Genomic DNA, 25,211 nt, shown 5'->3' on the forward strand with positions numbered 1-25,211 from the left:
TAGCCATAAACTATGGGTTCATTTTATAAAAAAAGTTTGTTTTTTTGTAAAAAAAGTTTAAGATCAACGTACACACATTATTGTGTTTAGGTTTCATTTGGCAACTGATACTAAATGAAACTTTCATTTTAAATTTATTGATGACTAAATAGAGGATCATCCAAATGAAAAAAACTGCAATCGCATTAGCTATCGCTGGTTTAACTGCTGCATCAGTAGCACAAGCTGCACCACAAGCAAATACTTTCTATGCTGGTGCTAAAGCTGGTTGGGCATCTTTCCACGATGGTTACGGTCAATTAGAAGGCACAGGTTATGGTTATTTACGTAACTCTGTAACTTACGGTGTATTCGGTGGTTACCAAATCACTGATAACTTCGCTGTTGAGTTAGGTTACGATGACTTTGGTCGTGCTAAACTTCGTAAAGCTGGTAAAACAGTTGCTAAACATACTAACCACGGTGCACACTTAAGCTTAAAAGCAAGCTACCCAGTATTAGAAGGTTTAGATGTTTATGGTCGTGTAGGCGCGGCATTAATCCGTTCTGACTACAAAAATAAGAAAGGTACAACAACTCTTCTTGGTGAAGATGCGCACAGCTTAAAAGTATCTCCAGTATTTGCTGGTGGTTTAGAATATAACCTTCCATCATTACCAGAGTTAGCATTACGCGTTGAATATCAATGGGTTAACGGTGTTGGTCGTTTAGAGCAAAACGGTGAGCGTGTAGATTACACTCCAAACATCGGTTCTGTAAGCGCAGGTTTATCTTACCGTTTCGGTCAAGGTGCACCAGTTGTAGCGCCTAAAGTTGTTTCTAAAACTTTTGCGTTAAGCTCTGATGTAACTTTCGCATTCGGTAAATCTAACTTACGTCCAGAAGCACAAAGCACATTAGATGGTATCTACGGTGAAATCGCTCAATTAAAATCTGCAAACGTTGCAGTAGCTGGTTACACTGACCGTATCGGTTCAGAAGCATCTAACTTAAAATTATCACAACGTCGTGCAGAAACTGTTGCTAACTACTTAGTATCTAAAGGTGTTTCTCAAAACGCTATCTCTGCAACAGGTTACGGTGAAGCTAACCCAGTAACTGGCACTAAATGTGACGCAGTTAAAGGTCGTAAAGCATTAATCGCTTGTTTAGCTGATGACCGTCGCGTAGAAATCGCTGTTAAAGGTAACGAATAATTTTTCGTTAATACTTTGATAAGTTTATGAAAAAAGACCTAAACGAAAGTTTAGGTCTTTTGTTATCTCGTCATTTTATCGTTAAGGAAAAGAAAATGAAAAAGTGGATTATTGTGCTAATCGTGGCTGTGATCGCAGGTTTCACACTAATGACAAGCTACAATGGTTTAGTGCAAGCGGAAGAAAAAATTGATTCCGTATGGGCAAATGTTGAATCGCAATACCAACGCCGTGCAGATCTCATTCCAAACATCGTGAATACCGTAAAAGGTCAGGCTAATTTTGAAAAAGAAACTTTAACAGGTGTAATGGAAGCCCGTGCAAAAGCGAGCCAAACAAAAATTGATCCAAGCAATATGACAGAAGAACAGCTTGCACAATTCCAACAACAACAAAATTCTGTGGGATCTGCCTTATCTCGCCTGTTAGTTACTGTAGAAAAATATCCAGATCTTAAAGCGCACGAAGGCTTTATGAATTTACAAGCACAATTAGAAGGCACGGAAAATCGCATTAATGTGGCGCGTGATAAATTTAATGAAGCGGCTCGCGAATATAACCAAAAAATTCGTCAGTTCCCAACAAAATTAGCGGCGATGATTTTTGGTTTCAAAGAAAAGCCTTACTTCAAATCTGCAGTAGGATCTGAAAACGCGCCTGTTGTAAGTTTTAACTAAGAGCAGTCTATTATGGCGCTATTTTCAAGAATCTCTTTTGATAAAAAGCAAATCGAGGCGGCAATTGTTCGCCTCGAACAACAAACTTCGGCAGAGTTGCGCGTTTATATTGAACGCCACATTCCAAAGTCATCAAACTCAGTCCTTGAACAAGCTTTATCTGTTTTCCAGAAGTTAGAAATGACAGCCACAGAGGCGCGTAATGGCGTGTTGATCTACATTGCCTATAAGGATCACCAATGTGGCATTATTGGTGATGAAGGCATTCATCAGTATGTCGGGGAAAACTTTTGGCAAGCGCAATGCACTGAAATGACAAATCATTTTAGCCAAAAGGTTTATACTGAAGGCGTTGTCAATATTATTGATAATATTGCTCAAGTTTTGGCGCAATATTTTCCTATTCAGCCAAATGATCGTAATGAGCTTGATAATGAGGTGATTATTAATGATTAAGCTAATGAAAAGTGCGGTCGTTTTGTTGCTTGTTTTTTTGAGTCTAAGTGCAAGCGCGGTCAATTTCCCACCACCGCCTAATCCTTTTCATTATGTGAATGACTATACCAAAACGCTCACTCCATCGGAAAAACAGCTTTTGGAAAATAAGCTCATTGCTTATTCTAAAGAAACCAGCTCGCAAATTGCGGTGGTGTTAATTCCAACCACAGGGAATTATGATATTGCACAATATAGCTTTGAGTTGGGTGATAAATGGGGAATTGGCCGTAAACAGCTTAATAATGGCGTATTAATGTTGATCGCCATAAATGATCGCAAGATTTTTATTGCCACAGGACAGGGGCTTGAGGGTGCGTTGCCTGATGCTTTTCTTTCTCGAGTGATACGCAATGTGATTACGCCAGCCTTTAAGCAAGGGCATTATATGCTAGGTATTGATCGTGGATTGGATTACATCATTGCCGCAAGCAAAGGGGAATATGACGCGGCTCAAACAGAAGATGATGATTGGACACAATATATTCCAATCATAATGATCAGTATTTTTGTCTTATTTGTACTGTTTGGCGAACTAAGTTGGCGTAGAACGCCTTATATCAGCCCTACTAATAATCACAATGGACAAATTTTCCGCCAGCCCCCTGTTCGCAGACGCCGTAGCGGTGGATTTGGTGGAGGCTTTGGCTCTGGCGGCGGCTTTGGTGGTTTTGGTGGCGGTTCTGGCGGAGGCTTTGGCGGCGGTGGCTTCGGTGGCGGTGGTGCTGGCGGAAGTTGGTAATACCTGATTATTATACTCGGGTTATTGGTATCTCAAGCCCCTTATGCTACAATCAGCCCACTTAATTCAAAACGAGGATAATTATGGAAACCTTAGAACGTATTAAAAAACAAATTGCTGAAAACCCTATTCTTATTTATATGAAAGGCTCACCGAAATTCCCTTCTTGCGGGTTCTCTGCAAGAGCGGTAGAAGCCCTAATGAATTGTAAAGTGCCTTTTGGCTATGTGGATATTTTGCAAAATCCTGATATTCGTGCAGAGCTACCCGCTTATGCAAACTGGCCAACCTTCCCACAATTATGGGTAGAGGGTGAGCTAATTGGCGGTTGTGATATTATTTTAGAAATGTATCAACAAGGTGAATTACAAACTTTATTAGCTGAAGTTGCAGCGCGTCATAAAGAAGAAAATTAATGAAATTTACACCGCACTTATATAAGTGCGGTTTTTTTTAGATTAATTTTTTATTGGGTAAAACCGTGAATTACTTCACAAATTTGAATATTACTCTTTGCTTATTGAAAATGACTTGCGTATTATTTATGCCATAACAAGTGCTATTTTAATAGCCTGATGGTCATATTTTGCTTTCCGAGTGTGCCTCTAATGAGGCACTTTTTTTATTTCCTATTTTATTTAAGCCAAGGTTTCACATATTCAGGATTGAGTAGATCAATTTCTGTTTGCCCCCAATATAAATCCAACGTTCTTTCTCCTTCAGCATAAGAATTAAGGGCATAAGGTGGATAGACAAAATGAACGCCTTCTTGATCAAAATAAAACTCAGGTGAAATATAGAACAGATCGCGAGAGGTAAAAGGTTCTTCCCCTTTGGCGAGATCTTGAGTGTAAATTTTCCATAAGGCATCAAGTAGTGCGGCTTGGTTTTCTTGTGCAACTAATTTTTCAAGGGTAATCAGGCTCTTTTGCTGTACATCAACATTAAGATAATGGCTCATATTAAATCCGTGAGCACCACCGCCATAGTTATAGATACTCACTCTGAATCCAAGCCAGTTTTGGCGTTGTCCTAAATAGTAGGGCGAAATAGAAAAATCTTTTCCAATTGTACCCTCGGTTAAAATTTCCTCACGATATTCTTGATAAATTTGTTCAAGGGATTTTTTCAGTTGATCTTGAGTGATAGCGGTGAGCTTTGGTTCTTCATTCCCTTTTTCATATTGAATGTATCGCCCCCAATATTGGCGAAGCAATTCGTCAAGCCATTCAATATGGGTTTCAGGCATACTTACTGAAACCTTGATGGTTGCTGTGCTCTCAGCGTTTTTTAGGGTTAATGTTTCTTCTTTTTGGAAGATCGGAGAAATTTCCACTTGCAATGCAGGGAATAAGGATTTCTGTGCATTCAGCTCATTTTGTAATTGGTTAATTTCTTGCTGTTGGCTCTGTTGCATTTTTTCAGCTTGTTGCAATTTTTGTTGTAATTCAGCCACTTGTTTATCATCACAAGCAGACAGTAAAAAAATCGCACTAAAACTTAAAGCTAAAACTGTTTTGTTCATTTTGATTTCCTCTTGGTTATTTGCTCGTCAGTATAAGTGAATTATGATTTCAGCGCGACAAAATGTTTATATTTTGTTTGCACAAATATTTCGCTATAATTGACCGCACTTTGATGCAAAACAAAAGATTATGAAGTTACAAGCCAATAATAAAACCCTTTCCCTAGCTCAACCCCAAATTATGGGGATTTTAAATTTCACGCCAGATTCTTTTTCTGATAGCGGTTTGTTTTTTGACCGTGATAAAGCCTTATTTCAAGTGGAAAAAATGCTTAACGAAGGGGCTACTATTATCGATATTGGTGGTGAATCCACGCGCCCAATGGCACAAGAAGTCAGCCTTGAGCAAGAATTAGATCGTGTTGTGCCAATGGTGGAAGCCGTGAGAAAACGCTTTGATTGTTGGATTTCCGTGGATACTTCTAAGGCGCAAGTAATGGCGGAAAGTGCCAAAGTTGGAATGGATTTCATTAATGATATTCGTGCTTTAACTGAACCCAATGCGCTACAAACCGCCGTGCAATTAGCCTTGCCCACCTGCATAATGCATATGCAAGGGCAGCCACGCACAATGCAACAAAATCCTCATTATGAAAATGTGGTGCAAGAGGTGCTAAATTTTCTCGAAAATCGCACCGCACTTTGTTTAGCAGCGGGAATGAAAAAGGAAAACATTATTTGGGATCTGGGTTTTGGCTTTGGTAAAACCGTGCAACATAATTATCAATTATTGCAACAGCTAGCAAAATTTACCCAAGATTATCCTGTATTGGCAGGCATCTCGCGTAAATCAATGATTGGCGCCGTGTTAGATAAACCTGTTGATGAGCGTATTGTGGGCAGTGTTGCCGCCGCATTAATTGCAGTGAACAATGGTGCGAAAATTGTGCGTGTACACGATGTTGCCCCCACCGCAGACGCATTAAAAATTTGGCAAGCCACGCAAATGGCATAATAACGTCAATCAACGTAATGATTTTTAACGATAAAACATAAAAAGGAATACAAATGGCAGAACGCAAATATTTCGGCACTGATGGTGTGCGTGGAAAAGTAGGCACTTCACCGATTACCCCTGATTTCGTCCTTAAACTTGGTTGGGCAGCAGGAAAAGTGCTAGCAACGCAGGGTTACGGCACAGTGTTAATTGGTAAAGATACCCGCATTTCGGGCTATATGTTGGAATCTGCCCTTGAAGCAGGTTTAGCCGCAGCAGGGCTTTCAGCTGCCTTTACTGGGCCAATGCCAACCCCTGCCATTGCTTATTTAACCCGCACTTTCCGTGCAGAAGCGGGCATTGTGATTTCCGCTTCTCATAATCCTTATTATGATAACGGGATCAAATTTTTCTCCACACAAGGTACAAAATTGCCTGATGATGTGGAAGAAGCCATTGAAGCAATGTTAGAACAGCCAATGGATTGTGTGGAATCCGCACAACTTGGGCGTGCTAGCCGTATTAACGATGCGGCAGGGCGTTACATTGAATTTTGTAAAAGCACCTTCCCAGCTCATTTAAGCCTAGAAAATTACAAAATTGTGGTGGACTGCGCAAATGGCGCAACCTACCATATTGCCCCGAATGTAATGCGTGAATTAGGCGCAGAAGTGATTGAAATCGGCACGCAACCAAATGGAATGAACATCAATGAAAAATGTGGCGCGACCGACATTAAAGCCTTACAAGACAAAGTGTTAGAAACTAAAGCTGATATTGGTTTAGCTTATGATGGTGATGGTGATCGCTTAATCTTAGTGGATCATCTTGGTAATAAAGTGGACGGCGACCAAGCTTTATTTATCATCGCTCGTGAAGCCTTGCGTGCAGGCAAACTAAAAGGCGGTGTGGTTGGCACATTAATGAGTAATATGCGTCTTGAACTTGCCTTAAAAGAATTAGCGATCCCATTTGTGCGTGCTAATGTGGGCGATCGTTATGTGTTAGAACAAATGCAAGAAAAAGGCTGGCAGCTTGGTGGTGAAAACTCAGGGCATATTATTATTGCTGATAAAAACACCACAGGGGACGGCATTATTGCGTCCCTTGCAGTGTTAGCGGCAATGGTAGAACATCGCTTATCCCTTAATGAATTAGCTAGTGCGGTGCAGTTATTCCCACAAGTGTTAATTAATGTTCGTTTCGCAGGTGGCAGCAATCCATTAGAAAGCGAACAAGTGAAAGCCGTAGCCGCAGAAGTGGAAAAACGCTTAGCGGGCAAAGGGCGTATTTTATTAAGAAAATCAGGCACCGAGCCGCTAATTCGTGTGATGGTGGAATGCGAAGACGGCGCGCTTGCACAACAATGTGCAGAAGAAATCGCTGAAGCGGTGCGTGTAAACTAAATAAATTGAAAAGTGCGGTGTAAAAGAAGCGAATTTTTCGCTTCTTTTCTTCTCATTAATTTGTTGCTTTTCATTAAAAATAGAGTAGTGATATGAAAATTTTTGTAATGCGACACGGCGAGGCACAAACCATCGCCCCATCAGACAGTGCAAGACCGCTCACAGAAAATGGTAAACAGCAATCCTATCAACAAGGACAATGGTTACATTCTATTAATGCCGATCTTGATAAAGTGCTAGCTAGTCCTTATTTGCGCGCGCAACAAACCTTTGAGCAAATTAATTTAGCGTTCCAAAATCAAATGCAATCGAAGTTAGAAACCTGGGATGCCATCACTCCTTATGGTGATGCAGGATTAGTGCGAGATTATTTGAATGTGCTAGCTGAAGAAGGTGTAGAAACCTTGCTGATTATTTCCCATTTGCCTTTGGTGGGGGATATTGTGCGCGAATTGTGCGGTCGAAATCCTACGAATTTTTACCCTGCCACCCTTGTAGAAATAGAAATACATTGCGCAGAAAAAATGGGGAAAGTGGAAAGAGTCAATTATCCTAAATAGCATATTGAAGAAGAAAAAAGTGCGGTAGAAAAGACCGCACTTTTTGTTTTATTGGTTTATTCTTATGGCGTGTAATAGGTTGCTGAACCCGGGCCAACAGGCAAGCCAAGGACAAACACCCAAACAAAGAATAGCCCTGACCACGCAATTAAGAATGCAACAGAATAAGGCAACATCATTGATACCATTGTGCCTACGCCCGCATCTTTCTTGTATTTGATCACTGTTGCCATAATTAGTCCGAAATAGCTCATCATTGGCGTAATAATATTGGTTACGGAATCGCCAATGCGATACGCACCTTGAATCACTTCAGGGGCATAGCCTGCCAGCATTAGCATAGGAACGAAAATTGGGGCGGTAACTGCCCATTGTGCCGAGGCAGAGCCGATCATTAAATTAATAAAAGCACAGATTACAATAAAGCCAATAAATAATAGCCCGCCGTGTAAACCGAGATCTTTGAGCAATGTCGCCCCTTTTACAGCAATAATTTGTCCAATATTTGTCCAGCTGAAGAAAGCAATAAATTGAGCGGCGAAGAAAATAATAACCAAATATAGCCCTAGGGTGCTCATTATTTCTGCCATTGCATTGACCACATCTTTGTCGCTACGGATAGATTTTACTACCACGCCATAAACAATGCCGGGGATTGCAAAGAGTAAGAAAATAAATACCACGATAGATTTTAAGAATGGTGATCCTGTGATTAGCCCTGTGCTTGGGTTACGCAAAATACCATTTTCTGGTACAACGCTAAGAGCAAGTAATGCACTAAGTAGTAAAAACGTTAGCCCAGCGAAGACAAGCCCTTTGCGTTCCAAAGGAGACACTTCGGCGGAGCGCTGTTGAGCCAATTCTTCTTGGCTGAGTGAACCTGTGTATTCACCTAACTGTGGTTCTACGATTTTCTCAGTAATAATATAGCCGATAATCGCGATCACAAAGGTACTCGCACACATAAAATACCAGTTTGCTTCAGCGCCAACGACATAGCTTGGATCGATAATTTGTGCAGCTTGTTGTGTGATCCCAGCCAGTAGTGGATCGATTGTGCCGAGTAATAAATTCGCCGAATAACCACCAGATACCCCTGCAAAAGCGGCGGCTAAACCTGCAAGTGGGTGGCGACCAAGAGAATGGAAAATAATGGCTGAAAGAGGAATTAGCACAAGATAGCCTAATTCTGCCGCCATATTCGACATAATCCCCGCGAACACGACTGCAAGTGTGGTGAGTTTGCGTGGTGCTTTTAATACCACTAAACGCATTGCGGCAGAAATTAAACCAGATTTTTCTGCAATCCCCACACCGAGCATTGCTACAAGCACTGTTCCCAACGGTGCGAAGCTTGTAAAATTCTTCACTAAATTGGTAAGGATTTTTATCAAGCCTTCTTGATTAAGTAAACTGACTGCATAAATGACTCCATCAGGGCTACGACCTTTTGCCCCCTCGGGACGTGGATCAAGGGCGGAAAGTCCAAAATATTCGCCTAAAGCAGAAGAAATAAGAAGTAAAGCAATAAGAATAATAAAGAGGGTTACAGGGTGGGGAAGTGCATTACCAAGCCATTCTATGGTGCGCAGAAACTTGCTTCCCTTTTGTGGTGTTTGTGCTGGGCTTTTTAATGATGTCATCGTTCACCTCATTGTTAGTTGTTAATAAAAAGTAAACATCTATAACTTTAATGCTTTTTTCTCAAAAAGCTAGCCTTACGATAGATTAAAATTGCATAAGATATAGCAAAATTTTTATTGAAAGAAATAAGAAAAAGCCAGTATTATGTGAAAACTTAGGATCAAAGATTTGCAATAAACATAAGGAGCAACAATGATGTGGAGCTATATTACGATTAATTTAGTCATATTTATTGCTTTATTAATCGGCGTGAAATGGTACTTTAACCGAAATCACACGCTATCGCATAGCGTGTTTTTGGCGTTAATTTTAGGGGGATTGTTTGGTGGCGCATTGCATTTTCTTTATGACAGCAATGCCCCTGTGATAAAAGAAACCTTAAACTGGATTGGCATTGTCGGCAGTGGTTATGTAAGATTGCTGCAAATGATTGTAATGCCGCTGGTTTTTGTATCGATTCTCTCTGCAGTGGCACGCTTGCAAGGTGCAAGTTCACTGGGCAAGATCAGTGTTAGCGTACTTTCTGTCCTGCTCATCACAACGGCAATCGCAGCGGTGATTGGGATTACAATGGCAAATTTATTTGATCTTTCTGCCGAAGGGCTAGTGGCAGGCGATCGTGAGCTTGCCGCGCAAGATCGCGTGCTTGGTCGAGCAGAAAAAGTGGCAGGCTTGAATGTGCCGACAATGTTGCTTTCTTTTATTCCGAAAAATCCTTTTGCTGAACTCACTGGCGCAAACCCAACTTCTATTATCAGCGTGGTGATTTTTGCAGCGTTTTTAGGCGTGGCGATTTTGCGCATTCGTCAAGACAATGAAGAACTTGCCAATCGCTTATCGCAAGGGGTGGAAAGTTTGAATAAATTAGTGATGAGCCTTGTTCGCGTGGTGATTCGTCTTACCCCTTATGGCGTATTGGCATTGATGACAAAAGTGGTTGCCACTTCAAATCTTGCAGATATTCTTAATTTGCTCGGTTTTATCGTGGCATCTTATTTAGCTATTTTCTTAATGTTTGTGGTACACGGTATTTTACTTTCTTTGGTGAAAGTGAATCCAATTCGTTATTATCAACAAGCCTTTCCGACTTTGCTGTTTGCATTCACTTCACGTTCAAGTGCGGCGACAATTCCAATGAATATTGAAACCCAAGTATCAAAATTGAACGTGCCTTCAGCCATTGCCAATTTTGCTGCATCTTTTGGGGCGACAATCGGACAAAACGGCTGTGCAGGGATTTATCCTGCAATGCTCGCCGTAATGGTAGCGCCAACGGTGGGGATTGATCCAATGTCCTTAGACTTTTTGCTGACCCTCGTATTAGTAGTAACCCTTTCTTCCTTTGGCATTGCTGGTGTGGGCGGCGGAGCAACCTTTGCTGCGATCATCGTGCTTTCCACAATGGGCTTACCGCTCGCATTAGTCGGCTTACTCATTTCCATTGAACCGCTAATTGATATGGGACGCACCGCCCTAAACGTAAACGGTGCAATGACCGCCGGTGTGGTTTCAAGCAGAATTCTGCGCAAATCTTAATTCTGCAAAATATAAGTGCGGTGGTTTTTTAGAAAGTTTTTTCAGATTCTATATAAAAATAATAAAGGCTAGCTTTTAGATTTTTATCTTTTAAGTTAGCCTTTTGATTTTTAGTATTTTTCTGCTACTAGATCATTTCGCTTTGCTCATCATAGAGAAATCAAATTTATAGGATACAAATCCATAAAGAGTCCAACCAACAAAAGTTACGATTGAGCCATATAGCATAGCTTGTTCTCCTGCTGCATAGAGCGCATAAATGCTATACAGTGAACCAATGAAAGCAACAAAAATAGTAATTTTATATTTATTGGTTGAAACATTAGCAGATCTTAAGAGTACACCAAGTGCAGCCATAGATAATAAGTATGGAATAACATTGGTAACTACAGCAAGATCGACTAACACATTAAATTGTTTATTTAATGATGGACTAATAGTCATAAATGCGAGTAGTGTTTGAATTGCAGTGATTGTTACCATTCCAATAATTGGGGCATTTTTATCGGTAACTTTTTTGAAGAAAGCAGGGAAGTACCCTTCTTCTGCAGAAGATTTAAATACTTGAGCTATAGTAAATTGCCAGCCCAATAATGAACCAAAACAAGATAATACCATTAATCCCATAATGATTTTTCCTGTCGTTTCATTAAACATATGTGCAAAAGCTAATCCAAATGGCGCTGTAGAATTAGCGAGTTCTAAGTTTGGCACTATGCCAGCAATAACATTGGTTGATACGATATAAATTACGGCAGCGCCAAGTGTTCCACCTAATACAGCAATAGGAACATTTTTCTCTGGATTTTCTACGACATCAGTATTTGCACAAGCCGATTCTAAACCCAGAAACGCCCATAAGGTCATTGAAATAGATACACTAATGGCTTCAAATGTTGGAACATGATGTGGATTCCAAGAATTTACATACATTGAACCATCGAACCAATACCAACCAATAATACTAATTCCTACAACAGGGATAATCACTCCCCAAATAGTGAATGAACTGATATTCCCTGTGATTCTTGGACCTCCGAAATTTAGCGAGGTAGCAAGCCATAGTGTGAAAATTGTCCATAAAGCAATGCTCACAGGAGATAGGCTTACGCCAAATAATTCAGAACCATAGCCTACAGCAGAGATTGCAATGGCGGTATTTGCAATAACAAGCGATACGCCATAGGTGTAATTAGCCATAAAATTTCCAGCTTTACCGAAAGAATATTCTGCATATCCTCCCATACCACCAGATTTTTTACTAAACATACCACATTGTGCAAAAGCATAAGCTAATGCAGTTGAGCCAACCGCGGTTACAAGCCAAGAGACAATTGAAATTGTTCCGATTTCAGCTAATTTTGTAGGGAGCATAATAATTCCTGATCCCATCATATTTACCATTGTTAAGATAGTGAGCTGAAGTACACCAATTTTGTTATTTTTAGTACTCATAATTTACTCCTTAGAAAGTGCAGTGAAATTTCACCGCACTTTCTATTTCTATTTAGTGGTTAGTTAATACATATCCGTAAGCCCGAGTGCGTCCATCAGGATCTTTTTGGAGATAAACCCCTTGGATCTCTGGTGCAAATCCTGGAAGTGTATTAATGCCTTCTTCTAAAGCGAGAAAATATTGTTGTGCCGTAGTGCTCCATTTTTCTCCTGGTACTACGCACAATACGCCTGGTGGGTAAGGGAGTGCCCCTTCTGCGGCAATTCGACCAACAATATTGGTTAGAGGGACAAGCTCGACATTATTACGAATAAATTCAATGTTCGCGGCTTGTGGATTGAGAGCGTATTCAGGTAATGTTGCTTTACGGAAAAGTGCTTTTTGTAGCTGTTTTACGTTACGGCTAACATAGAGATCGTGCATCTCCTGACAAAGCTGATGAATCGTGTAACCTTGGTAGCGTTCTTCATTATTTTTGTACACAGTAGGTAGTACGTCTTTGAGTAACGAATTTTGCTTAATGTGTTTTTCAAATAATGCGATTTGTGCAACCAATGTTTGCATTTTTGTGAGAGTTTCTGCTGGAGTAAGAAGGAATAAAATAGAGTTTAAATCGCATTTTTCAGGGATAATGCCATTTTCTCGCAAATAGTTCGCAAGAATAGTGGCAGGAATTCCGAAAGATTCATACTCACCATTTGCAAGGCTAATACCGGGCGTGGTTAGGAGAAGCTTGCAAGGATCAACGAAGTATTGATCTTCTGCATAACCTTCAAATTTATGCCAAGTATCGTGAGCGTGGAATTTAAAGAATTCAAGATTAGTTGCAATCTCTTCAGTATTGTAATCTTGCCATTTTTTACCATTAATCATCGTTGGAATAAATGGACGAATAAGATCACAGTTGTTGAGAATCATTTTTCTTGCTTCTATACCAACCTTGACACAATCATGCCATAGCTTGCGCCCAGCAGCGCTACCTTGAATTTGGGCGTTCACATCCAAACTTGCAAATAGAGGATAAAATGGACTTGTTGAAGCATGTAGCATAAAAGCGTTATTTAGTCGTTTATGATTTACATAACGAGCTTGTCCTTTGATATGCTTATCTTTTTTGTGAATTTGTGATGCTTGTGAAAAACCAGCTTGTTGCTTATGTACAGATTGAGTAACAAAAATACCCGGATCATTTTCGTTGAGTTCAAGTAGTAATGGTGAACTATCTTTCATCATTGGAATGAACTGTTCATAGCCAACCCAAGCAGAGTCAAACAAAATATAATCACAAAGATGACCAATTTTATCGACAACTTGACGTGCGTTATAAATTGTTCCGTCATAAGTACCTAATTGAATAACGGCTAAGCGGAATGGGCGAGACTGAGATAATTTTTCTGGTGCGGTTTCTTTTATCAGAGATTTTAGGTAATCCTCATCAAAGCAGTGACTATCAATTCCTCCAATAAAACCAAATGGATTTCGTGCCGTTTCTAGATAAATTGGTGTAGCACCAGCTTGAACTAAGGCTCCATGGTGAACAGACTTGTGATTGTTTCTATCAAATAACACCAGATCACCTGGTGAAAGTAGGGCATTTAACACCACTTTATTGGAAGCAGATGTTCCATTTAATACAAAGTATGTTTTATCAGCGTTGAATACTTGAGCAGCGTGTTTTTGTGCATCACAAGCTGCACCTTCGTGGATAAGCAAATCACCTAGTTTTACGTCAGCATTACAAATATCTGAACGGAAAATGTTTTCACCATAGAAATCATATAAGAAACGACCAGCGGGATGTTTCCGATAGTATTGACCACCTTGGTGTCCAGGACAGTCAAAGGCAATATTCCCCATTTCTACATACTCACTTAGCATTTTGAAGAAAGGAGGAAGCATTTTCTCTTCATAGAGTTTTGCTGAAGTTTCTATTTGTCTGCTATAAAGATGAATGTCATAGCTGTTTAAATCCTGGATATGGAAGACTTTATCGAAATATTTAGGATTAAGTTTCTGATTTTCGTGTAAAACAACAAAAACAGGAATATTAAACTCAGTTGCTAATATTTCATCAATATATTGTTCAATATCATCTGTAGTAAGTACAATTGCACCAACATCTGTAAAATCAGTGTTTTCAATTAACACTAGTTCTCTTTGTGTTGAAAAATACTGCTCAACATCTTTGCTATATGCGATTTTTAAAATTGACATAATAAAATCCTTGTGTAATTTTAGGCAAAGAATCCCCTTGAAATAAAATTTAAGTTTTATTTCTAGCTAGGAAATAGATTGCAGTTAATGTTTTGAATACAAAAATCTACTATGTAAAAATATAAATACTTTTACAAAATAAATAATGTAAACTAAACAGGGAATGTTTTTTAGATGAAAGACATCATCTATTACGAGAAGTAATGAGATGAGCTGTTCTGAATAGCAAATAAAGAATAAGAAAAGCAAGAACGGTGAGATGGCATCATAATATGTCGTGTTCTACGAATGTGGGCCATTAAAGAAATTCCTTTACCAGGATTATAATCTATGTGATACTTTTGTTTGTTTGTTTGTTTGTTTGTTTGTTTGTTTGTTTGTTTGTTTGTTTGTTTGTTTGTTTGTTTGTTTGTTTGTTTAGCATAATTTCCTCCCGAACTTATACTATAAAGAGCATATTCTATTGCTCACTTATATTATTCATTTGATAGTTTCTTGTATCAAGAGAAATATGTTAAATATGTGATCGGAATCACTTTTTATATTTAAAAAATTGTTTTTTTAATAAGATGTGAGTTTAAGTGGAGATTATTTGGATGGAATTTAACAAATTAGTAACACTTTTGTAAAATTAATATAATGGTATTTGTGTTATATAATAAGTGTTTTTTTTATTTTGGATGTTTATTAGATTGAAATTTATGTTAGTTATATAAAAGCTGTTTGAGATTCTGAATTTGAATAACAATTTGTTTTGTTACAAAGCTACGGGGCTGGCACTAACGATAATTCAACTATTTTTCACCAGAATATTACAAAGAGAGATTGTTATCATTTCGTACTTAACTCCAATGAAGTTTCTATAGATAAAATATAATTTAGTAAGGTTACTATTTTAAATGCTCAGAAAATATAACGGAATTGATAAGAAATCTTTTCCGTTATTTCTGAAAGAAGGCAAATTTTGTAACATCAGCACACGAAAAAAATGGTAACATCTTGTAACTTTAGCATGGGGCTAGGGCTAACCTAAGTTAGCCCTTCCTTTTTATGCCTCTGTTTCTTCCTTATGCTCCGGCTTTAACCCCACATATCCTCTTGCTTGCAAGGTGGCTTCTTTGGATTTGCGAACCATTGTTTCAATGGTGGTGCCTTGGACGAGAATGGAGAACATTACCACGGCGTAGGTCATTACCAAAAGCAGATCACGCACGTTCATACCGATTTTCGGGATATACAGGCTGCCTACGGGAATGGAAAGTGCCATTGCGAGTGAAAGCCCGCCACGCAAGCCGCCCCAAGTGAGAATACGTAAGGTGTATGGATTGTAAGTGGTTTTCATACTTAAGAATTTAAACGGAGTCCACACGCTGATATAACGGCAGATTAGGCAAAGTGGAATGGCGAGTAAGCTTAAAATAATCCCTTGATAGGTGAAGTTTACCAACAACATTGCTGCACCGATTAGGAGGAATAATAAAGAATTTAGGAAGTGGTCGATCATTTCCCAAAAATGATCTAAATAATGCTGACTTTGTTTGGAGAAGCCTGTGTGTCTTGTCCAGTTGCCGATGATAATGCCCGAAACCACCATTGCCAATGCGCCTGAAACTTCGAGCAAATTAGCTACCATAAAGCCAGCGGTTGGAATGGTGAGCGTGAGCAAAATTTCTAAACTTCCGTCATCGGTAGCAGAGATCAGGAAATGCGCCACTAAGCCGAGTATCAAGCCAAACAGCAAACCGCCGCCTGCTTCCATTAGAAAAAGTTCGCTCACATCAGCTAGGGTAGGTTGTTTGCCACCGAATGCTACGGCAAAGATAGTAGTGAAAATCACTAATCCCACACCGTCATTAAATAAGGATTCCCCTTCCACTTTCATTGAAAGTTTTTTCGGCGCTTTTAGATTTTTGATGATAGCTAACACAGCGATAGGGTCGGTAGGGGAAATTAAGGCGCCGAACAACATACAATAAATAAAATCCACTTCCCAACCAAGGGCGTAAGTTAAAAGATAAAAAGTTGAACCGATAAGGAAGGTAGAAGCGAAGGTGGAAAATAAGGCGAGAATGGTGATTTCACATTTTTGGCTTTTCATTACGGGAAGTTTTATCCCCAATGCGCCGGCAAAAAGTAGGAAACCTAAAATTCCGTTGAGTAAGAAACTTTTAAAATCAATCTGTTCCATTACGCCTTTGGCGAGCAAATCAACGTGTAGAAAATTGAAATGCCCCATTATCAATAACACGAGCGAAGCAATCATTGAGGTAGCGGTAATGGCGATGGTATATTGAATTTTGTCGTTAATTTTTTGCGTAACAAAGCCGATCAGAATGGAAATGGCGGAGAGAAAGCAAATATAGGTATAAACGTTCATTGAAATGCCTTAATCAAAATAATAAAGAATTTTGCTAAGAAACGTGGCTGATTTTGCTCCATTTGGTGATTTAGACGGGAAAGGAACGCAAGCCAAATTAATTGGCGTAGTATAAGTAAACTGCTATTATTTAGAAAGCACAAAATTTCAAAATACATCAAAATGAGTAAACTAAAATCCTTTTTTATCGCCCTGATAGGATTGATTCTACTGAGCGTTGGCTATTTGTGGTATAGCCTAGAAATTTACCCCGAGCCACAAATGCAATTTCGCACAGAAAATGCGTTACATTATGAACGTAAAGCCTTGGATAATACCGTGGCTTGTTTTTATGCAGAGCAGCCTGTTAAACCCATTGAACAGCAGGATTTTCGCCTGTTGGTGTGGAATATGCACAAAGGGCAAGATCAAGGTTGGCAACAACAATTAGCGAACTTGTCGCAAGGGCAAGATTTTCTTTTATTGCAAGAAGTGTCAAGTCAGCAAAAGTTGGTGGAGCAACATTCTTCCCAAAATTTTTCCAAATTTTCTACCGCACTTTATACCAGCAGTTTTGCCTATTTGGGCAACCAATCAGGTGTCGCACTGATGAGCAGTTTTGCGCCACAATATTATTGTGCAGGATCTTCCATTGAGCCTTGGATTCGTATTCCTAAAGTGGGCAATGCAATGGCGTTTCCGTTGAGCAATGGGCAATCGTTATTGACAATTAATTTGCATTTGGTGAATTTTGAATTGAACCCAAACCATTACCAACAGCAGTTAGACGCAATGTTTAAGCTGATCGAACAGCATCAGGGGCCAATTATTCTGGCGGGGGACTTCAATGCGTGGAATGAAGGGCGGATAAATTTAATCAAAAAACTCACCGCACTTTATGGTTTGGCAACCGTATCATTTCAGCCTGATGATAGACTACGTTTTTGGGATAATCCGCTCGATTGGGTCTTTGTGCGGGGGATTCGCGTGAAATCTGCGCACACAGTGCAGACCACCAGTTCCGATCATAATCCGTTACTGGTGGAATTAACTTTGGCTACACCGCAGCGGTAATCACAATCTCCACTTTCCATTCAGGTACGGCAAGTTTGGCCTCTACGGTTGCACGGCTTGGCGGATTGTGGCGATCAACCCATTCGTCCCAAGCGCGGTTCATCTCTGCATAATCTTGCATATCGGCCAAGAAAATTTGGGCATTTAAGATCTTGCTTTTATCTGATCCCGCTTCAGCCAGTAATTTATCAATTAAACCAAGCACTTCCTTGGTTTGCTCATATGCATTGCCTTGGGTATTTTCTGGCACTTGCCCCGCCAAATAAGCCACGCCGTTATAAACGCACATTTCGGCAAGGCGCTCATTGGCGTGAAAACGTTGGATTGTTGTCATCTTTTTTCCTTCATATGAAATAAAAATAATTCGCAAGGATTATAGCGATTATGCGCAAAAATAGCTAAAATTCTTGGCAATTTTTCACCGCACTTATTCGTTATTATGAAACTGCTTATTTCCAATCAACACGGTGCTATCGTAATGGCACTGATGCCGTTTTTATACGGAATGTTGCTTTCTACACCGATCACGCTACATTTATTTCTGTTATTGGCGTGGTTCGCCCTTTATTTGATGACCTATCCCTTTTTAAATTTATTCAAAGGCAGAAACCTTGAGCTTTATCGCAAATGGACGCTAATTTACGCCACCGCCAGCTTACTTTTCGCCTTGCCTGCCTTATGGCATAACTGGCATATTTTATATTTCTTGCTAGCAATGTTGCCTTTTGTCGCGGTGAATATTTACTATGTAAAACAAAAAGATGAGCGCGCATTGTTGAACGATTTTGCCGGCATTACAATTTTCGCCATCGCAGGAATGGCTGCGTATTATTTCGCCAACTCACAATTCGATCACAAAATCTACTGGGTTGCGCTCTACCCAAGCTTATTTTTTGTCGGCGTAACGCTGTATGTTAAATCCGTCATGCGTGAACGTAAAAATCCACGCTATCTGCACGCGTCCATCGCATTCCATTTACTCTGTATTCTTGGTTTCGCCTTATGCCAGCAATATTTATTAGCCTTAGCTTTTGTCCCACCATTTATCCGCGCAATCTTGCTTCCCAAATACAAACTTTCCGTTAAGCAAGTTGGAATGGCAGAAATGGCAGTATCATTTTTGTTTTTTGTGATGTTGGTGTGGGGGAGTTTGTTGAGTTAATAGTAGGAATTCATTACTATAGTTTTAGTATTGTATAGCGAAATGCTAATAGTAATAGCTCATTATTTTTTGATATGGAAGGAAATGCAATAAAATTGCTACAGTTAAATATAACTTGATAACTAAAGTTTAGTTAAGAATTGTTTAAGTCAAATTTAGGCTAATTTAAAGATTTTTGGGTTTACGTTCTCTGATTGCATTATCCAATTTTTCTGTTTTAAGTTGATAAATTTTGTTAGGTAGATAAAGTGAATATCCTAGAGCAAAGCTTGCAAAATAAAGGTACGTGTACTCGGCATACTTAACTATTTCTTGGTGTAATGCATCTTTTGATTTACCAAGTAGAATGCTAATAAATACAGATATAAACACTATTAGATAACAATGAAAAAGGTGCTTGTTTCTAGTAGAACGAGCACGGATAGTTTGTTTTTGCAATGAAATTTCTCGCCAGTTTGTTTTATTGTTAATTGAAAAATCAGAGAATAGCGTCATTATAGCGACAAGAAGAGCAGCTGGTATAGAAAAAACATTAACGATTAAATTAACTGCTTCCTTGTTATCATGAATATATGGTTGGGCAAAGTAAGAAATAATACCAGAAACCAAAACGATTACGATAAAAGTTAACACTTTCTGAATATCTATTTTTCTAGCCATTTCTTAAATCTCTGTAAATTTTTGACGTTTTAGTTCGTCAAAATAATCACTTAAACTAAGCCAAGCATCTTCATGTTGAAGACTATTGGAATTATTAAGTTTTTGCACTGTGATAGTTTTGTGTAATTGAATTTCAGAGCTTTTTATTTTTTCATTATTTCCTGTGACGAACTCTACCTCTGGTGGTAGTTCTTCATCTGCTAACATCTCTTTGGCTTCGGTTTTTACAAATTTCTGTGCTTCAAGACTTGCTCGTGAATTACCAATTAAACGAACAGAAACATCAACTTGTAATTCCTGTAAAATTTTTTGTTCTTCTTCTGTTAGATCTTTGGAGAATTCATCTTTGGCATTCTGAATAAATTTATTAAAGAGTAATGAAATACGTGAACGAGCTGCTGCATTTGCTTTTCTATTTAATTCATTTTGAGTTATAGCATACATTGATGCTGAAAATTTAAAGGCTTTAACTCCATTTCTATTAAGTAATTGTAGTTTATCTATATTAGCAACGTTACAGAATTCAAAGCTATCATCTGTATTTTCGTTATGCAAAAAGTTATTTAGATAATTTTGAACCGTAATTAATGTTAATCCATGAGAACAGAAGATAACATGATGATCTTTGAATAATAAATAAGCTTCTCCATTGATAAATTCGCGCTGACTTGGCGCTGTTTGCTCTTTACCATCATCAAACTCTTCGGTACATGCCATATTCATTGTCAGAGCAGTTTGACCGATTACACCAGATACGATATGTAATAAAAGTATTTTTTCTTTTGTAAAAATATCAGTATCTTCACGATAGTGCTGAATACGATAAACTACATTATTGAGAGTTCTTTCGGTAGAATGAACATTTCTTAATTGTTTTTTTGCGTTTATTTAAACGTTGAGTTATGTCTTCTATGCCTTTAGCTGTTGTTGTTCTTGTATAATATGCTTTCTTTCTTAAAAAACTTAGCCATATCTATTCCTTTGTTAATTATTTCTTTTTCTTCCCTGTTCATAAAGTTTTGTAAGGGATACTAATCTTATTATAGTATAGGTATTTAATTAGATAGAAGGTAAATTTCTTTACAGCTATTTATTTAATTATATCCATAAACTTGAGAAAGTGTAAGAGTTTATTGTTGGATTGTATTTAATAATAACTAAAAAACTCTATTTAGGTTAGAAAAAGCAAATAAGAAAGGGTTGTCTAGGTTCTAGTATAAATTAAATAGGTAGCCATTGAGCTGGTTTGTTACAAGGAGTATATAGTTTTATCCTATCATTTATTAAATTATAAAAAAGGCTTTGATATATTAAAACTCAAAGCCTTTTTATTATTTATTTACTCCCACTCAATCGTCGCAGGCGGTTTTCCGCTGACGTCATAAACCACGCGGGAGATGCCGTCCACTTCGTTGATGATGCGGTTGGAGATTTTGCCGAGTAGGTCATAAGGCAGGTGCGCCCAATGTGCGGTCATAAAATCAATGGTTTCTACTGCACGGAGGGAAACAACCCAGTCGTATTTACGTCCATCGCCCATTACGCCGACGGATTTTACCGGTAGGAATACGGTGAAGGCTTGACTGACTTTGTAGTACCAACCTGAATTGTAAAGCTCTTCAATAAAGATAGCATCGGCACGGCGGAGTAAATCACAGTATTCTTTTTTCACTTCGCCAAGCACGCGTACGCCTAATCCTGGGCCTGGGAATGGGTGGCGGTTGAGCATTTCAGCAGGAAGCCCGAGGGCTAAGCCGATTTTACGCACTTCATCTTTAAACAGTTCGCGTAATGGCTCTACCAAGCCAAGTTTCATATAATCTGGCAATCCGCCCACGTTGTGGTGAGATTTGATCACGTGCGCTTTGCCCGTTTTGCTCGCCGCAGATTCGATCACATCAGGATAAATTGTGCCTTGTGCTAACCATTTGACGCTACTGAGTTTTTTCGATTCGTCATCAAACACATCAACGAACACTTTACCGATCATTTTGCGTTTCGCTTCAGGATCTGAAATGCCTTTTAATGCGTTTAAGAAACGATCTTCGGCGTCCACTCGAATGATGTTTAAGCCAAATTTATCACCGAACATTTCCATTACTTGATCGGCTTCGTTTAAGCGTAGCAAGCCGTTGTCCACGAAAACACAGTGTAAGTTTTTACCGATAGCTCGGTGTAATAATAAAGCAGTAACGGAAGAGTCCACGCCGCCTGACAAGCCTAAAATCACTTCGTCATCGCCCACTTGTGCTTTAATGCGAGCCACGGCATCTTCGATGATATTTTCTGGTGTCCAGTTGCGTTCACAACCACAAATGCTCACCACAAAATTGGTTAAAAGGGCTAAGCCACTTTTGGTGTGGGTAACTTCTGGGTGGAATTGTACGCCGTAGAAATGATGGCTCTCATCAGACATCGCTGCAATCGGGCAAGTTGGCGTTGTTCCTGTGATTTGAAAGTGCGGTGGTAATTGAGTAACTTTATCGCCGTGGCTCATCCAAACATCTAACTTGTGATCGCCATCATCTAAGCCCGCGAAAAGTGCGGTGGGATTTTCAAGCAAAACGGCAGCATAACCAAATTCACGATGGTCAGAAGTTTCCGTTAAACCGCCTAACTGCATTGCCATTGTCTGCATTCCGTAACAAATTCCTAGCACTGGCACGCCAGCGTTAAACACATATTCAGGCGCGCGCGGGCTGTTTTCTTCCGTAGTGCTTTCAGGCCCGCCAGAAAGAATAATCCCTGTTGGGTTAAATTCACGAATTTGTTCTTCCGTTACGTCCCAAGCCCACAGCTCACAATATACCCCAATTTCCCGCACACGGCGAGCGATAAGCTGGGTATATTGCGAACCAAAGTCTAAGATTAAAATTTTGTGATTGTGGATGTTGTTCATTTTATTTCCAGTCATTAAATTAATTATGTGAAAAAGTGCGGTATTTTTTACCGCACTTTTATTTAGCCCATTCTATAATTCGGCGCTTCTTTAGTAATGGTAACATCGTGGACGTGGCTTTCTTTGATGCCGGCGCCGCTGATGCGTACGAATTGCGCTTTGGTGCGCAGATCTTCAATGGTGGCGCAGCCGGTTAAGCCCATACAAGAACGTAAACCGCCCATTTGTTGGTGGATAATTTCTTTGAGATAACCTTTATATGGAATGCGCCCTTCGATGCCTTCTGGCACGAGTTTATCGGCGGCGTTGTCGCTTTGGAAATAGCGGTCGGACGAGCCTTTGCTCATTGCGCCTAAAGATCCCATTCCACGGTAAGATTTAAAGGCACGCCCTTGGAATAATTCAATTTCCCCTGGGGCTTCCTCTGTCCCTGCGAACATTGAACCTACCATTACGCAACTTGCCCCAGCAGCAATGGCTTTGGCAATATCGCCAGAATAACGGATACCGCCGTCAGCAATAACAGGAATACCGCGATCTTTTAACGCTTCGGCCGCATCGGCAATGGCGGTGATTTGCGGTACACCTACGCCTGTTACAATACGCGTGGTACAAATTGAACCCGGGCCGATACCAATTTTCACCGCACTTGCACCGGCATCAGCAAGGGCAATCGCGCCTTCTGCTGTCGCCACATTGCCAGCAATAATTGGCAAATCAGGATATTTCGCACGAGTTTCGCGCACACGTTGCAACACGCCTTCGGAATGTCCGTGGGAAGAGTCAATTAGCAATACGTCCACGCCAGCTTGCACAAGGGCTTCGATACGTTCTTCATTGCCTGCGCCAGCACCTACTGCCGCGCCCACGCGTAAGCGCCCGAATTCATCTTTACAAGCGTTAGGTTTTTGTTCAGTTTTTTGGAAGTCTTTTAAAGTGATCATGCCTTTTAATTTGAAATCATCATTCACCACTAGCACTTTCTCTACACGGTGTGCGTGCATTAGGCTGAAAATCTCTTGGCTAGATGCGCCTTCTTTTACGGTAACTAAGCGCTCTTTTGGTGTCATCAGATCCGCAACAGTTTTATTCATATCTTTCACAAAACGCGTATCGCGCCCAGTGATAATGCCTTCTAACGCGCCTTGGCTACTCACCACAGGGAAGCTTGCAAAACCATTTTTCTTCACGATTTCCGCTAACTCGCCAATAGTTAAATCAGGGGTAACTGTGATAGGATCGGAAACAATGCCACTTTCAAATTTTTTCACTTTACGCACGCGATCCGCTTGGCGTTCAATGCTCATATTTTTATGAATGAAACCAATACCGCCTTCTTGTGCAAGGGAAATGGCAAGTTTCGCTTCGGTAACGGTATCCATTGCGGCAGAAAGCATTGGGATATTTAAACGAATGGTTTTGGTTAATTGCGTGGATAAATCGGCAGTGTTTGGTAGCACGGTGGAATGTGCTGGAACGAGAAGGACATCATCAAACGTGAGGGCTTCTTTTAATACGCGTAGCATAGCAATATTCTCTCTGTAGAAGGGAAAATCCCTAAGGTTAATATGAAAAAAGGGTAAAAAATATTGCGGCGAGATTATACAGAGTTTATGCTGATTTGGGAATGGCAAACCACAAATATTTTTTGCATTTAAAAAATTCGCGACTATTTATAAAAGGGAAAGTTATAAAAGGAAAAGAAATGTTTGAGCTTTTAACTTTGTTGGCGGACGGCAAGAAAAATTCTCGCCAAAATTTGACCGCACTTTTACATTGTGATGAAACACAACTCTATGCTCATATTCAGGCGCTAAGCGAACTGGGCATTAAATTTGAACTAAACGGTGATGAAATCCAGCTCAAGCCAGAATTGCCCTTGCTTTCGGCGGAGAAAATAAAGCAACGTCTTGCGCCTTATCCCGTGCTAGTCAAACCTGTGATTCATTCCACAAATCAATTTTTATTGGAACAGATTGAGCAGCTAGAAAAAGGGCAGCTGTGCTTGGCGGAATATCAATACGCAGGGCGTGGGCGGCGTGGGCGTGATTGGCTTTCGCCCTTTGCAGGGCAGATTATTCTTAGCGTCTATTGGACATTCCCACCGCAGATTTCGCTGAATGGGTTGAGTTTAGTTATCGGCATTGCCATTGCAGAAACCTTACAAGCCTTTGGCGCGCAAAGCATCGGGTTAAAATGGCCGAATGATGTGTTATTGCAAGGGCGAAAGCTGGCGGGCGTGCTGGTGGAAATTGCTAATCGTAAGAATGGCTTGCTGAATTTGATTATTGGCATTGGCATTAACCTTGCCTTGCCGAAACAGACTAATATTAATCAACCTTGGGCAGAATTACGAGAAATTCTACCGCACTTTGATCGCGATGAAATCATCATCGCGCTAGTGCAGCGACTTTATCATTATCTCGATCTCTTTGAACAAAAAGGAATGGCATTTTTTCATTCACGCTGGGCGGAATGGGATGCTTTTCTTAATCAGCCCGTGAGCTTGATCAGCGAAAACGCGAGCCAGCACGGCATTGAACGTGGCATAGACAGCGAAGGCTACCTGTTATTAGAAACGGAACAAGGCCTTGTGCGATTTAATGGCGGCGAAGTGTCGCTACGGCAAAAAGCGTAAAAGCCGAACACAAAATAAAAGGGGAAGGCTGTTT

Annotated in this window: 23 protein-coding genes and 1 pseudogene; 13 read left to right on the forward strand and 11 right to left on the reverse strand. The window is 39.9% G+C overall.

Going from position 1 to position 25,211, the window contains the following annotated elements; translation table 11 throughout:
* Positions 1–164 precede the first annotated feature (164 nt).
* The 5 genes from ompA (at position 165) to grxD (ending at position 3,526) form a co-directional block, all read left to right on the forward strand.
* Positions 165–1,196 (forward strand): porin OmpA, encoded by a 1,032-nt coding sequence (gene ompA / locus ACLS0A_RS06915; RefSeq protein ID WP_416082842.1) that lies wholly within the window; start codon positions 165–167, stop codon positions 1,194–1,196.
* A gap of 95 nt (positions 1,197–1,291) precedes the next feature.
* A complete protein-coding gene (locus ACLS0A_RS06920) occupies positions 1,292–1,873 on the forward strand; it encodes a LemA family protein (protein WP_103853020.1) in 582 nt (193 codons plus the stop codon).
* A 12-nt stretch (positions 1,874–1,885) separates the two neighbouring features.
* Positions 1,886–2,329, forward strand: coding sequence for a TPM domain-containing protein (locus tag ACLS0A_RS06925; protein ID WP_416082843.1), 444 nt, complete (start codon positions 1,886–1,888; stop codon positions 2,327–2,329).
* On the forward strand, positions 2,322–3,110 hold the full coding sequence (locus tag ACLS0A_RS06930) for a TPM domain-containing protein (RefSeq protein WP_416082844.1): 789 nt from the start codon (positions 2,322–2,324) through the stop codon (positions 3,108–3,110). Before ACLS0A_RS06925 ends, ACLS0A_RS06930 begins: the two co-directional genes overlap by 8 nt.
* Positions 3,111–3,193: 83 nt before the next feature.
* Positions 3,194–3,526 (forward strand): Grx4 family monothiol glutaredoxin, encoded by a 333-nt coding sequence (grxD, locus tag ACLS0A_RS06935; RefSeq protein ID WP_103853017.1) that lies wholly within the window; start codon positions 3,194–3,196, stop codon positions 3,524–3,526.
* A 218-nt stretch (positions 3,527–3,744) separates the two neighbouring features.
* On the opposite strand, the gene ACLS0A_RS06940 is transcribed toward grxD, so the two are convergent.
* On the reverse strand, positions 3,745–4,635 hold the full coding sequence (locus ACLS0A_RS06940) for a DUF3298 and DUF4163 domain-containing protein (RefSeq protein WP_416082845.1): 891 nt from the start codon (positions 4,633–4,635) through the stop codon (positions 3,745–3,747).
* A 130-nt stretch (positions 4,636–4,765) separates the two neighbouring features.
* On the opposite strand from ACLS0A_RS06940, the gene folP reads away from it, so the two are divergent.
* The 3 genes from folP to sixA all read left to right on the forward strand — a co-directional run bounded on the left by folP (position 4,766) and on the right by sixA (position 7,538).
* Complete coding sequence (gene folP / locus ACLS0A_RS06945; protein ID WP_416082846.1) at positions 4,766–5,590, forward strand: dihydropteroate synthase; 825 nt, start codon at positions 4,766–4,768, stop codon at positions 5,588–5,590.
* A 53-nt stretch (positions 5,591–5,643) separates the two neighbouring features.
* The gene (gene glmM / locus ACLS0A_RS06950) at positions 5,644–6,978 is read left to right on the forward strand and encodes a phosphoglucosamine mutase (protein ID WP_115249614.1); all 1,335 of its coding nucleotides are present in this window, start codon (positions 5,644–5,646) and stop codon (positions 6,976–6,978) included.
* Between the two features lie 92 nt (positions 6,979–7,070).
* Positions 7,071–7,538 (forward strand): phosphohistidine phosphatase SixA, encoded by a 468-nt coding sequence (gene sixA / locus ACLS0A_RS06955; RefSeq protein WP_416082847.1) that lies wholly within the window; start codon positions 7,071–7,073, stop codon positions 7,536–7,538.
* A 62-nt stretch (positions 7,539–7,600) separates the two neighbouring features.
* Here sixA and ACLS0A_RS06960 read toward each other — a convergent pair whose 3' ends face one another.
* Complete coding sequence (locus ACLS0A_RS06960; RefSeq protein ID WP_416082848.1) at positions 7,601–9,181, reverse strand: AbgT family transporter; 1,581 nt, start codon at positions 9,179–9,181, stop codon at positions 7,601–7,603.
* 196 nt (positions 9,182–9,377) lie between these two features.
* Here ACLS0A_RS06960 and ACLS0A_RS06965 point away from each other — a divergent pair, with 196 nt between their 5' ends.
* Positions 9,378–10,718, forward strand: a complete 1,341-nt coding sequence (locus ACLS0A_RS06965; RefSeq protein ID WP_416082862.1) for an L-cystine transporter — start codon at positions 9,378–9,380, stop codon at positions 10,716–10,718.
* Between the two features lie 132 nt (positions 10,719–10,850).
* Here the strand turns inward: ACLS0A_RS06965 and potE are convergent, their stop codons facing one another.
* The 3 genes from potE to speFL form a co-directional block, all read right to left on the reverse strand.
* On the reverse strand, positions 10,851–12,173 hold the full coding sequence (gene potE, locus ACLS0A_RS06970; RefSeq protein WP_416082849.1) for a putrescine-ornithine antiporter: 1,323 nt from the start codon (positions 12,171–12,173) through the stop codon (positions 10,851–10,853).
* A 52-nt stretch (positions 12,174–12,225) separates the two neighbouring features.
* Positions 12,226–14,388 carry an ornithine decarboxylase SpeF gene (gene speF, locus ACLS0A_RS06975; RefSeq protein WP_416082850.1) on the reverse strand — a complete coding sequence of 721 codons (2,163 nt, stop codon included), beginning with the start codon at positions 14,386–14,388 and terminating at the stop codon, positions 12,226–12,228.
* Positions 14,389–14,579: 191 nt separating this feature from the next.
* A complete protein-coding gene (gene speFL, locus ACLS0A_RS06980; protein ID WP_423105275.1) occupies positions 14,580–14,852 on the reverse strand; it encodes a leader peptide SpeFL in 273 nt (90 codons plus the stop codon).
* Between the two features lie 435 nt (positions 14,853–15,287).
* On the opposite strand from speFL, the pseudogene ACLS0A_RS06985 reads away from it, so the two are divergent.
* Positions 15,288–15,383 (forward strand): annotated as a pseudogene (locus tag ACLS0A_RS06985) (IS1595 family transposase); the annotation flags it as partial.
* A 53-nt stretch (positions 15,384–15,436) separates the two neighbouring features.
* Here ACLS0A_RS06985 and ACLS0A_RS06990 read toward each other — a convergent pair.
* A complete protein-coding gene (locus tag ACLS0A_RS06990) occupies positions 15,437–16,765 on the reverse strand; it encodes a cation:proton antiporter (protein WP_416082852.1) in 1,329 nt (442 codons plus the stop codon).
* Positions 16,766–16,927: 162 nt separating this feature from the next.
* On the opposite strand from ACLS0A_RS06990, the gene ACLS0A_RS06995 reads away from it, so the two are divergent.
* Entirely contained in the window at positions 16,928–17,818 is an 891-nt protein-coding gene (locus tag ACLS0A_RS06995) for an endonuclease/exonuclease/phosphatase family protein (RefSeq protein ID WP_416082853.1), read from the forward strand.
* On the opposite strand, the gene ACLS0A_RS07000 is transcribed toward ACLS0A_RS06995, so the two are convergent.
* On the reverse strand, positions 17,802–18,152 hold the full coding sequence (locus tag ACLS0A_RS07000) for a RidA family protein (protein WP_194750728.1): 351 nt from the start codon (positions 18,150–18,152) through the stop codon (positions 17,802–17,804). The two genes, ACLS0A_RS06995 and ACLS0A_RS07000, sit on opposite strands and share 17 nt — an antisense overlap.
* 105 nt (positions 18,153–18,257) lie before the next feature.
* On the opposite strand from ACLS0A_RS07000, the gene ACLS0A_RS07005 reads away from it, so the two are divergent.
* Entirely contained in the window at positions 18,258–18,980 is a 723-nt protein-coding gene (locus tag ACLS0A_RS07005; RefSeq protein WP_416082854.1) for a YwiC-like family protein, read from the forward strand.
* A 165-nt stretch (positions 18,981–19,145) separates the two neighbouring features.
* On the opposite strand, the gene ACLS0A_RS07010 is transcribed toward ACLS0A_RS07005, so the two are convergent.
* From ACLS0A_RS07010 to guaB, 4 genes are all read right to left on the reverse strand, one after another.
* Positions 19,146–19,640, reverse strand: coding sequence for a hypothetical protein (locus ACLS0A_RS07010; protein ID WP_416082855.1), 495 nt, complete (start codon positions 19,638–19,640; stop codon positions 19,146–19,148).
* 3 nt (positions 19,641–19,643) lie between these two features.
* Complete coding sequence (locus ACLS0A_RS07015; protein ID WP_416082856.1) at positions 19,644–20,357, reverse strand: hypothetical protein; 714 nt, start codon at positions 20,355–20,357, stop codon at positions 19,644–19,646.
* A gap of 622 nt (positions 20,358–20,979) precedes the next feature.
* On the reverse strand, positions 20,980–22,539 hold the full coding sequence (gene guaA / locus ACLS0A_RS07020) for a glutamine-hydrolyzing GMP synthase (protein WP_416082857.1): 1,560 nt from the start codon (positions 22,537–22,539) through the stop codon (positions 20,980–20,982).
* A 62-nt stretch (positions 22,540–22,601) separates the two neighbouring features.
* Positions 22,602–24,065, reverse strand: a complete 1,464-nt coding sequence (gene guaB / locus ACLS0A_RS07025; protein WP_416082858.1) for an IMP dehydrogenase — start codon at positions 24,063–24,065, stop codon at positions 22,602–22,604.
* A 179-nt stretch (positions 24,066–24,244) separates the two neighbouring features.
* On the opposite strand from guaB, the gene birA reads away from it, so the two are divergent.
* A complete protein-coding gene (birA, locus tag ACLS0A_RS07030; protein WP_416082859.1) occupies positions 24,245–25,177 on the forward strand; it encodes a bifunctional biotin--[acetyl-CoA-carboxylase] ligase/biotin operon repressor BirA in 933 nt (310 codons plus the stop codon).
* The last annotated feature ends 34 nt before the right edge of the window (positions 25,178–25,211 follow it).

The organism is Avibacterium volantium (assembly GCF_049366555.1).
Lineage (GTDB): Bacteria > Pseudomonadota > Gammaproteobacteria > Enterobacterales > Pasteurellaceae > Avibacterium > Avibacterium volantium_A.